Raw genomic sequence first — 10,343 nt, 5'->3', positions numbered from 1 at the left:
CGCTTCGGCACCAGCCGGCTCCTGCCGAAGATCCTCGATCTACCCGACCACGTGTGGATCAACAAGCCAGAGCCGGAACCTCAGGCCGCATAACTCCCGCTGGCCTCAAATCCTTGACACGTTCCGGACCGGCGTAGAGAGCGTCAAAGGCTGCCTGCAACCGGTACGCCTGCTCGGCAAGTTCGAGGTCCGGCACACCGGCAGCGGTGACCTGATCGCGTCTCGGCAGGGCAAGGTGTGGGCGCCGTGTGGCACCCGCCGATCGGCCGTGTGCCCGTCCTGCGCCGACCGGTACGCCGCCGACGCCTGGCACCTGATCCACGCGGGCATGTCCGGCGGCAAAGGCGTCCCCGACACCGTGGCCCGGTCCACGCGGCTGTTCGTCACCCTCACCGCCCCGTCCTTCGGTGCGGTGCACAACCGGCCCGGCAAGCGGCCCTGTGCCTGCGGACGCTGGCACCCCGAAGGGCATCCGCTGCTCGGTAGCCCACTCGACACCGGCTCCTACGACTACACGGGTGCGGTGCTGTGGCAGGCACACAGCGGCCAACTCTGGCACCGCTTCACCATCGCCCTACGCCGCGCGGTCGCCGCCGCCGGGGGCCTCACCGTCCGCGCATCCGGGGCACACCTGCGGATCTCCTACGCCAAGGTCGCCGAATACCAGCGGCGCGGCCTGGTCCACTTCCACGCCGTCATCCGCGCCGATGGCCCATCCGGGCCGGACTCGTCGCCCCCGGTGTGGCTGACCGCCGACGTCCTGGCCGACGCGGTGCGTTCCGCGGCTTCCTCCGTCGAGCTGGACACCGCACGACCGGACGGGACCGTGCTGCCTCTCGGGTGGGGCGCACAGGTCGACGTCAAGGACATCACCGCCACCGACATCGACATCGACGACGCCGCCGACGACGGGGACCAGGCCGTAGCCGACACCCGGCTTGCCGGCTACATCGCCAAGTACGCCACCAAGGGCACCGGCGCCACCGAGACCGGCGACCGTCGTATCCGCTCACAGGCGCACATCGACCGACTGCGGGTCACCGCCCACCACAGGGCGATGATCCAAACCGCGTGGGACCTCGGCGGACTCGACCAGTACGCCGATCTCAAACTGCGCCACTGGGCGCACATGCTCGGCTTCCGAGGCCACTTCCTCACCAAATCGCGGATCTACTCCACGACCTTCAAGAACCTCCGCGCGGAACGCCGAACCCACCAGATCCACACCGCCCTCACCGAAGCCGGCCTGCCCGAAGACACCGACGTCCTGGTCGTCAACAACTGGCAGATCCTCGGCATCGGCTACGACTCGCCCGAGCAACTCGAACTCGCCACCGCCATCGGTGACCGCATTCGAACGGCACGACAGCAAGCCAGAAAGGAACCCCGATGACCACCCCCACCACCGAACGGCTGTGGAGCGTCACCGACGTGTCGGCGTTCCTCGGCATCCCCGTCGGCACCCTCTACCAATGGCGCCACCGCCGAATCGGCCCCCGCGCGTCCCGCGTCGGCCGCCACCTCCGATACGACCCCGCCGACGTGCGGGCCTGGTTCCACGACAAGGCGGCCTGACATGCCCATCGATGACTTGTGGTACCTGACCAAGCGCGGGCCAGACAAGAAGCGGCTTCCCTCCAAGCGGCACGGCAGGGGCAAGCGATGGCGCGTGCGCTATGCCGACGCCGCTGGTGAGCCCCGAGAGAAGCTGTTCGAGCGCAAGACCGACGCGGAAGCCTTCGACCTCGAATGCCGCTCGGGCGTTGCAGCAGAAACCAAGATCGACCAGGCGGAACGACACATCACCTTCCGTGAGTACGGCGAGCGGTGGCGGCTGTCGCGGCAGATCGGGCAAGCCCTCGACTACCAGCGCCACACGGAGTCACGTCTCCGGCATCATCTCTATCCGCACGTCGGCAAGCGGCAAATGCGGGCGATCACGCTCACGGACGTGTTGGAGTGGCTAGCCCTCCTGCTTCGAAACAACGTGGCGCAATCCTCGGTGAAGACATACTTCAACCTGTTCAACGCCGTCATGAACGCCGCTGTAGCGGACAAGGTGATTTCCGATAACCCGTGCAAAGCGGTACGGCTGTCGGCAATCCTGCGGGGTTTATCTCGTGCGCCGAAGTGGGTTCCCACCGATGAAGACATGCTTGCCTTGGTAAAGGTCGTTCCTGACCGTTACCAGGCGGCCATCTGGTGCGGTGCGGGCGAAGGGCTGCGCCTGGGTGAGGTTCTGGGCCTGGAGAACAGCGAACGGTGTATCGATCGTTCACGTCAGGAGTTGCACGTAGTTCAGCAGCTACGGTTTCACAAAGGCCAGTACGGCGGGTTCTACCTCGCTCGACCGAAGTCCGGCTCAGTGGGGGATGTGGACTTGGACGATCACGTAGCGCTAGTGCTCGCGGAGCACGTCCGCAAGTACCCGCCCGCGTTGGTGGAGCTGCCCGACATCACCGGCGGGACCCCCGATCCGGGGAAGCAGGCGAAGCGCCGGACGGTCTCGCTGTTGTTCACCGACGACCAGGGCAAGCCGATTCACGATCAGCGCTGGTCCGACCTGTGGCGTAGTTGGCGCAAGGCTGCGGGCTGGCCCGAGGAAGGAACGTTCCACTCCCTGCGGCACTACTTCGCTACTCGCCTCATCACCTCGGGTGCCGACCCGACCGACGTGCAGAACGCGCTACGGCACTCCAGCCTGCGGATCACGCTGGAGACGTATGTGCACTGGTGGCCGAAGAAGAACCGGCGTCGCAACATCGTCAGCACCGCGCTTCGCGAGGCTGCGGGGGACCGCCCTGGTGTGAGGCTTCCGGACTGAGTTGTGCCGGATCTGTGCCCAATGATCAATGGCCAGCGTTTCCGCTGGCCATTGGCATATTGGGTGGAGTTGAGGGGATTCGAACCCCTGACCCCCTCGATGCGAACGAGGTGCGCTACCGGACTGCGCCACAACCCCTCCGCCGGCGGACCGGCATCGGTCCCACCCGGCTTTCACCGGGCGGGCCGGCGCCAAGGCTAACAGGTTCACCGCCCTCGCCGCGAATCCACCCCCCGCGCGGCGAGGATCTTGGCACGAAACAGCCCCTCCAGGGGCCGTGAGCCACCAAGATCTCAACGAAGGCGCCGGACCGGCCGCCGGCGAACGCGAAATCGATGGACATTGCGGGCGCCGGTGAGCAGCGTGGGGTGGATGCGACAGGAAGACGTCTGGAACGACGACACCGCCCGCCGCTACGACACCCCCGGCACCGGCATGTCCGCCCAGGCCCCGCATCAGGCCGAGTGGGAGCCGCGGCCGGACTGGTACGGGCGACCACGCAGACCGCCCGAGCGGCGGTAGGAGACGGAGCCGCCGTTGGCCGCCGCCGGCAGGTCCGCCGGCCGGTCCAGGCCCATCGCGGCGCGGCGTACCACCTCGCGCTGGGCCGCCAGGCGGCGCTGCGCCTCCCGGCGGGCCGCCGCGCGCCGGGCCTGCTCGCGCCGCACCTCGGCCTGCCGTGCGGCCAGCCACGCCGCCTCCCGGGCCCGCGCCCGCCGCCGCCGGCGATCCGCCACCGCCAGCCTCCGCAGGTGTACGACGTAGGTGACCAGCAGCGCGGCGGTGACCCCGAAGCTGATCCAGAAGCCGGGGCTGACCACGACCACGCCGATCAGCTCGACGAAGTTCAGCAGCAGCAGCGCGGCGAGCACCCGGCGGCGCCGGTAGACGGCGGGCGGGTGGTGCCGGCGGGGCGGCGGCCGGCGGCGGCCCTTGCGGGGGGCCGGCGGCACGGCGCTCAGCCGCTTCGACCGGCGCGCGGCGGGAGGCGCGGAGACGGGCGCGGAGAGCACGCCCGTACCCGCATCCTCGCTGAGGGTTATGACGAGGTTACGGGGCGGGTGCACCGGGCGGCGCCCCGGCACAGTGCGGCGTCGCCGGCGGCGCTGGAGCACCCGCGCCGTCGACTGCGCCCGCTCCGCCACCAGCCGCTCGGTGGCGTCGTACCGGCGGACCAGCGCCGGAGCGAGAGCGAGCAGACCGGCGGCGGCGAGGACGGCGAGGAGCACCGAGGTCGGCACCCTCACCCCTCCCGTCACCGAATTCGGAGCAACCACCGCCCGGCCGCATGATCTTCCACCGATGGCGGTCGGATGCGCGGATCGTACGGATGCAGCAGCGCTTGCCACAGCTTGCAGTTACTTGAGGTTACGGGCCGTGGACGCGGATGCTGACACGCCGCGCCGATCCCGTGCGTGGGACGGCTCACCCGGTGGCGGCGCGGACCCGGTGCCAGCGGGCCAGCAGCCCACCCTCGGCGGCGACCTCCTCACTGGTCATCGCGTATCCGATGTGGTCCCGCCACGCACCGTCGATGTGCATGTAGCGCACGTGGTACGACTCCTCGCGGAACCCCAGCTTCTCCACCACCCGCCGGGACGGCCGGTTCTCGGGGCGGATGTTCACCTCGACCCGGTGCAGCCCACCCTCGCCGAACGCGTGGTCGACGGCGAGCGCCAGCGCGGTGGGGATGACGCCGCGACCGGCTGCCCGGAAGTCCACCCAGTAGCCCACGTACGCCGAGCAGAACGCGCGCCGCACGATGCTGCCCACGTTGAGGTGGCCGACCAGCCGCTCCCGGCCGTCCTCGCGCAGGCAGACGGCGAACGGCATTCCCTCGCCGGTGCGCGCCGACCGCCGCTGGTCGCGGTGCACCCAGCGGAACGCGGCCGGCGAGTTCAGCTCGTGCCAGTTGCCGGGGATGGACGACTCCCACGGCGCCAGCCACCCGCGGTTGGCGCGGCGCACCTCCGACCAGGCGGCGGCGTCCGAACGCCGGTAGGGCCGCAGCAGCACCGGCCCGTCGGTGAGCACCGCCGGCCACCCCGGTGCCCGCTCGACCCCGAACAGACTCACGGACCAGGCCTTCCGTTCGCGACCGACGACGTCGATGCCCGGGCGGCGCCCACCGGGCCGCCCGTCCCGCCCGCGGCCATACGGCCCGCGAGCACACCGCGCGCGCTCACCGGCGCCGGTCCAGCAGGAGGACGTCCACCGTGGAACCCGCCGCCGCGGTGGTCACCCGCTCGCCGAGCACCATCAGCCCGTTCGCCTCGGCCAACCCCGAGAGGGTGTACGGGCCACCGTTGAGCGGCTGCACCGTGTAGCCGCCGCCGCGCCGCTCGGCGACGTGCGCGGGACGGAACTCGCGCAGCCCCACCGGGGACGAGATCGTCTCCAGCAGGTGCGCGCGGACGCTGGGCCGGAACACCGGTTCCGCCCCGGCCAGCAGGTTGATCGCCGGGCGTGCCAGCACCTCGAAGCCGATCAGGGCCGAGCCGGTGTCGCCGGGCAGGCAGACCACCGGCACCTCCTCGGCGCCGACCGTGCCGAAGCCGAGCGAGGTGCCGGGGTAGAGCGCGACCTCGGTGAAGGTGACCGGACCGGCCCGGCTGCCCTCCCGGCGGGAGAGGATCCGCCGCACCATGTCGCCCGGCCCGGTGCCGGTGCCCCCGGTGGTGATGATCAGGTCGGCGCGCAGCGTCTGGTCCTCCAGCAACCCGCGCAGCCCTTCCGGATCGTCGTCGCAGATGCCCACCCGGTACGCCAGGGCACCCACCTCGGCCGCGGCGGCGGTCAGCGCGTGCGAGTTGGCGTCGACCGTCTGGCCGGGCTGGCTGCCCCGGCCCACGTCGACCAGCTCGTCGCCGGTGGCCACGATGACCACCCGGGGACTGGGCCGGACCACGACGTGCCCGATGCCGGTGGCGGCGAAGACCGCCACCAGCGCCGGCGACACGTAGGTGCCGGCCCGGGCCAGCAGGGTGCCGGCGGGCAGCTCCTCGCCGGCCCGGCGTACCCCGTACCCCCGTTTGGGGACGCGGAAGATCTCCACCGCGGCCATGCCCTGGTCGGTCCACTCGACCGGGACGACCACGTCCGCGGCGAGCGGCAGCGGCGCCCCGGCGGCGACGGAGAAGCAGGCGCCCGGGGTGAGCCGGACCGGCCGCCAGCTCGCCGCGCCGAGGTCGCCGACGACGTTGAGCCGGAAGGTGCGCCCGCCCGGCCCGCCGGACTGGCTCGGGACGTAGCCCACGCCCCGGCCGCCTCCGGAGATGTCCTCCCAGCGCGCCGCGTACCCGTCCATGGCCGCCTGGTCGAAGGCCGGGAAGGAGTGCGGTGCCACGACGTCCTCGGCGAGGACGTTGCCGTGCGCCTGGGTGAGGTCGAGGTCGAGCGGAGGCAGCGCGCGTAACCTGCGCAGCACGCTGCCCAGGTAGTCGGCGAGCGGCGTCAACTCGTTCGCGGCCGCCTCGGCGTCGGCCGACGCTGTCATGTACCAGTCACGCCCGACGCGTCGGTCTTGACGAACTCGGCCAGCCACGTGCGGAACTCGGTGCCGAGGTCGTCGCGCTCGGCGGCGATCTGCACCACGGTCTGGAGGTAGCCCAGCGGCATGCCGGTGTCGTAGCGGGTGCCCCGGTAGACGATCGCGTGCACCGGCGTGCCCTCGCCGCGCAGCAGCTCCATCGCGTCGGTGAGCTGGATCTCCCCGCCGCTGCCCGGCTTCGTCCGTCGGATCGCGTCGAAGATGCTGCTCGGCAGCACGTAACGGCCCAGCACCGCGAGGTTGCTCGGCGCGTCCTCCGGCGTGGGCTTCTCGACCATGCCGGTGACCCGGACGACCTCGCCGATGTCGGTCAGCTCCGCCTCCGCCGGCTCCACCGAGGCGATGCCGTAGCGCTTCGTCTCGGCCGGGTCGACCTCGAAGAAGGCCAGCACCACGCCGCCGGTACGCGCCTGCAGCTCCAGCATGGCCGGCAGCAGCGGCTCGGCGGGCTTGACGAACTCGTCGCCCAGCAGCACCGCGAAGGGCTGGTCACCCACGTGCGACTCGGCGTAGCCGACGGCGTGGCCCAGGCCGAGCTGCTCGGGCTGGCGGCAGGTGTAGATCTCGGCCAGCTCGCTGGGGCCGCGGACGGCCGCCAGCCGCTCGGTGTCGCCCTTCGCCTCCAGCCGCGCCTCCAGGTCGGGGCGGCGGTCGAAGTGGTCGACCATCGACGTCTTGCCCCGCCCGGTGATCAGCAGCACGTCACCGATGCCGGCCTGGGTGGCCTCCTCGACGATGTACTGCAACACCGGCCGGTCGACCACCGGGAGCAGCTCCTTGGGCACCGCCTTCGTGGCCGGCAGGAACCGGGTGGCCAGACCGGCGGCCGGGATGACGGCCTTGACCGCGCGGGAGCGACCGGTTGCGGCGGTCGCCGATGAGGGGTTCGCTGAGTGCTCCGACATGTCGCGAGACTATCGGCCACGGCTCTGTCGTGGAGGGTGAGGACCGGAAGACGCGCCGCCGCAGGGACCCGGCCGCACCGGGTCGGGCGCGGCCGGCGCGCTCCCCGGGTCGGCGTCGGCGGGATCGGCCGGTTCGGGGCGGGCCCGCGCCGGTTGACGGGGAGCGCCGGCGCGCGGCATGCCGTCCTCGGGGGTGACCGCCGCGGCCGGGACGGGGATCTCCCGCGCCGGTGCTGCCGCGCGTTCCGCGGCGATCCGCCAGGTGTCCCGGCCGGCCGCCTTGGCGGCGTAGAGCGCGTCGTCGGCGGCGTCCAGCACCTGCTGGCCGGTGCCGCCGTGGTCCGGATGCACGGCGATGCCGATGGAGACGGTGACTCCGATGGCCACGGCCGCCCCGCCGTGCCCGTCGGCGGCGATCGGGGCTTCCCGGATCGCCGCGCCGAGCCGCTCCGCGAGGATCGTCGCGCCCCGGGCGTCGGTCTCCGGCAGCAGCAGCACGAACTCCTCGCCGCCCTGCCGGAAGGCGAGGTCGACCTCGCGGATCTCGCCGCGCACCCGGCGGGCGAACTCGGCCAGTACGGCGTCGCCGGCCGCGTGCCCGTACGTGTCGTTGACGGCCTTGAACCTGTCCAGGTCGAGGGCGAGGACGCTGAGCATCCGGCCGAACCGGGTCGCCCGCTCGACCTCCCGTCGGATCGACTCCTTCAGGTAGCGGTAGTTCCACAGCCCGGTGAGCGGATCGGTCAGCGAGAGCCGCTGCGCCTCCTCGTGCACCCGGACGTTGTCCACCGCCACGGCGGCGTGGCCGGCGAAGGTGCGCAGCGTGACCAGGTCGTCGTCGTCGAACTCCTCCGCGCCGAGCCGGTCGTAGAGGGCCAGTACGCCGAGCGCCCCGGCGGGGGCCGCCTGCTCCGACCCGGGGCGGACGACCGGCCCGTCGCGGGCGGTGGCGTCGGACGGGTCGGCCGTGCCGGGGGCCGCGAACGGCACCGCGATGTAGGTGCGGCAGCGCGGCTCCCCGGGCGGCGCGGCGGACGGCTCCACCCGGCCCCGGCGCGGCTCCCCGGTGGCCGCGACCGCGCCCACCACGCCGCTGCCCAGCGGCACCCGCAACGGCCCCGGCCGCTCGTCGCCGGTGGCGGGCCCGGCCAGCCCTTCGGTGCACTGCGCGACGAGCACCCCGCCGTCGTCGACCAGCAGCACCGCCCCGGCCCGGGCGCCGGTCGCGGCGATCGCGCTGTGCAGGATCACCCGCAGGATGCGTTGCAGGTCGTGCGTGCTCGCCAGGGTGTCCCCCAGCACCGCGAGGTGCCCGCGCAGCTGGTCCCGGCTGCTGGTCAACGCCGCCACGTAGGTGCCCGTCTCACGGGTCATCCGGTTGAACGCGCCGGCCAGCCGGCCGATCTCGTCGCGGCTGCGTACCGGCACCCGGGCGGTCAGGTCGCCGCGCGCGACCCGGTCCACCGCGCCCGCCAGCTCGACCAGCGGGCGGGTGGTCACCCGGGCCAGCCGCCCGGCGGCCACCACGGCCAGCAGGGTCGCCACCAGCACCGCCGAGCCCAGTGCGACGTACAGGCCCCGGGGTCGTTCGCTGGGCACCGAGAGCACCAGCGGCAGGGGCTGCCCGGAGGACGGGCCGACGCGGCGGACGTACCGGCCACCGGGGGTCTCGGTGACCCGTTCGCCGCGCAGCGTGCCGGCGGCGGCGAGCACGGCGTCGCGTACCCCGGTCGACTCGGTGCTGTAGACGAGCCGGACGGGCGCCGCCGCGTCGTCGAGCAGGGTGACCGCCACTCCCGTCACGGCCGCGAGTCGCGCCACGAACGCCGGGTCGACCGGCTGCGCGGCGGTGACCGTGCCCAGCGGCCCGCCGGCCCGGTCGAGCAGGTCGGCCCGGGCGGCGAGCGCCCGCACCGGCCCGGCGACCGGCGGGCCGGCGCAGTCCCACCAGGGCTGCGCGGGGCCGTCGGGCGTGGCGTAGGTGACCCGGCCGGTGACGTCGGTGACCCGCACGGCGGCGGCCAGGTTGCGGCGGACCGCCTGGCTCGCGGCGGCCGGCCGGTCACTGGTCAGGGCGACGGCGTCGGCGGCGGCCCGCAACTGCTGGCAGAGGGCGGCGACGGAGGTGCGCACGGTCGCGGCGGCCACCGCCAGGCGCTCGGTGGAGCGGCTGGAGTCGACCGCCGCCACGGTCGCCCCGACGAACATCACCCCGAGCACCACCGGGCCGAGCGCCACCGCCAGGAAGGCTGTGGTCAATCGCCCGCGTAGCGTCACTCGGTCCCCCCGGAAGTTCCGCCGCCGTTGCTTGCGATGCTGACACAGAGCCACCAGGTGACAAGCGTTGCGTCAGGAGTGTTGCGTGCCCGATTTTTCTGATGGAGCGGAAGAGGCGAAGCGGCAGGTGCGCGCCGCCGTGCTCGCCCGTCGCCGGGCGCTGGCCGCGCCGCAGCGGGCCGACGCCGCCGGGCGCGTCCAGGCCGAACTGGTGGCTCTCGTACGCCGGCTGTGTCCGGTGCGGATGACGGCGTACGTGCCGGTCGGCTCCGAGCCGGGCGGGCCCGACCTGCCGGCGTTGCTGCACGCGGCGCTGCCGCCCGGCGGGGAGCTGCTGCTGCCGGTGCTCCGCGACGACCTCGACCTGGACTGGGCGGCCTGGAGCGGGCCGGACGCCCTGGTGGCCGCCGGGCGGGGGATGCGCGAGCCGGCGGGGCCGCGACTGGGCCGGGCGGCGGTCGCCGGGGCGCGGCTGGTGGTGCTGCCGGCGCTGGCGGTGGACCGCCGGGGACTGCGCCTGGGCCGGGGCGGCGGCTCGTACGACCGGGCGCTGGCCCGGGTGCCGGCGACCGCCCTGACCGTGGTCCCGCTGCACGACGGCGAGCTGGTGGAGGCGCTGCCCGCCGAGCCGCACGACCGACCGGTACGCGCGGTCGTCACGCCCGCCGACGGCCTGCGTACGCTGGACGCCGCCCCGGGGGGCGTGGCGGGTGTCGCGCCCCACACTTCCGCTGGACGAATCCGGGGGCGATGACGCACCATTGGCACTCGAATACGTCGAGTGCCA

At 73.3% G+C, this 10,343-nt stretch carries 9 protein-coding genes and 1 tRNA gene; 4 read left to right on the top strand and 6 right to left on the bottom strand.

Annotation, left to right across the window (positions count from 1 at the left end; translation table 11 throughout):
• The first annotated feature begins 109 nt into the window (after positions 1-109).
• From KBX06_RS06595 to KBX06_RS06585, 3 genes are read left to right on the top strand one after another with little or no spacing between them, the layout of a single operon-like run.
• Positions 110-1,393 (top strand): replication initiator, encoded by a 1,284-nt coding sequence (locus KBX06_RS06595; RefSeq protein ID WP_210833334.1) that lies wholly within the window; start codon positions 110-112, stop codon positions 1,391-1,393.
• Positions 1,390-1,575, top strand: coding sequence for an AlpA family transcriptional regulator (locus tag KBX06_RS06590; protein ID WP_210833293.1), 186 nt, complete (start codon positions 1,390-1,392; stop codon positions 1,573-1,575). Before KBX06_RS06595 ends, KBX06_RS06590 begins: the two co-directional genes overlap by 4 nt.
• Position 1,576: 1 nt before the next feature.
• Positions 1,577-2,824, top strand: coding sequence for a site-specific integrase (locus KBX06_RS06585; protein ID WP_210833292.1), 1,248 nt, complete (start codon positions 1,577-1,579; stop codon positions 2,822-2,824).
• Between the two features lie 64 nt (positions 2,825-2,888).
• On the opposite strand, the gene KBX06_RS06580 is transcribed toward KBX06_RS06585, so the two are convergent.
• The 6 genes from KBX06_RS06580 to KBX06_RS06555 form a co-directional block, all read right to left on the bottom strand.
• Positions 2,889-2,962 (bottom strand) — tRNA-Ala (locus KBX06_RS06580).
• A gap of 317 nt (positions 2,963-3,279) precedes the next feature.
• A complete protein-coding gene (locus tag KBX06_RS06575; protein ID WP_210833291.1) occupies positions 3,280-4,071 on the bottom strand; it encodes a hypothetical protein in 792 nt (263 codons plus the stop codon).
• A 178-nt stretch (positions 4,072-4,249) separates the two neighbouring features.
• Positions 4,250-4,858 (bottom strand): GNAT family N-acetyltransferase, encoded by a 609-nt coding sequence (locus KBX06_RS06570; protein ID WP_374225582.1) that lies wholly within the window; start codon positions 4,856-4,858, stop codon positions 4,250-4,252.
• Between the two features lie 148 nt (positions 4,859-5,006).
• The gene (gene glp / locus KBX06_RS06565; protein WP_210833288.1) at positions 5,007-6,320 is read right to left on the bottom strand and encodes a gephyrin-like molybdotransferase Glp; all 1,314 of its coding nucleotides are present in this window, start codon (positions 6,318-6,320) and stop codon (positions 5,007-5,009) included.
• The gene (locus KBX06_RS06560) at positions 6,317-7,279 is read right to left on the bottom strand and encodes a UTP--glucose-1-phosphate uridylyltransferase (RefSeq protein WP_210833287.1); all 963 of its coding nucleotides are present in this window, start codon (positions 7,277-7,279) and stop codon (positions 6,317-6,319) included. Before KBX06_RS06560 ends, glp begins: the two co-directional genes overlap by 4 nt.
• 9 nt (positions 7,280-7,288) lie before the next feature.
• Positions 7,289-9,556 (bottom strand): diguanylate cyclase, encoded by a 2,268-nt coding sequence (locus tag KBX06_RS06555; protein WP_210833286.1) that lies wholly within the window; start codon positions 9,554-9,556, stop codon positions 7,289-7,291.
• A gap of 85 nt (positions 9,557-9,641) precedes the next feature.
• On the opposite strand from KBX06_RS06555, the gene KBX06_RS06550 reads away from it, so the two are divergent.
• Positions 9,642-10,310, top strand: a complete 669-nt coding sequence (locus tag KBX06_RS06550) for a 5-formyltetrahydrofolate cyclo-ligase (protein ID WP_210833284.1) — start codon at positions 9,642-9,644, stop codon at positions 10,308-10,310.
• Positions 10,311-10,343: the final 33 nt, after the last annotated feature.

The sequence above is a fragment of the Micromonospora sp. C31 genome, assembly GCF_018070575.1.
Taxonomy (GTDB): Bacteria; Actinomycetota; Actinomycetes; order Mycobacteriales; family Micromonosporaceae; genus Micromonospora.
This window is presented reverse-complemented; position numbering and strand designations above follow the sequence as displayed.

Excerpts from the sequence above, each read along its gene's own strand:
- glp (WP_210833288.1), bottom strand. The coding sequence starts at position 6,320 with ATGACAGCGTCGGCCGACGCCGAGGCGGCCGCGAACGAGTTGACGCCG.
- KBX06_RS06560 (WP_210833287.1), bottom strand. The coding sequence starts at position 7,279 with ATGTCGGAGCACTCAGCGAACCCCTCATCGGCGACCGCCGCAACCGGT.
- KBX06_RS06590 (WP_210833293.1), top strand. The coding sequence starts at position 1,390 with ATGACCACCCCCACCACCGAACGGCTGTGGAGCGTCACCGACGTGTCG.
- KBX06_RS06585 (WP_210833292.1), top strand. The coding sequence starts at position 1,577 with ATGCCCATCGATGACTTGTGGTACCTGACCAAGCGCGGGCCAGACAAG.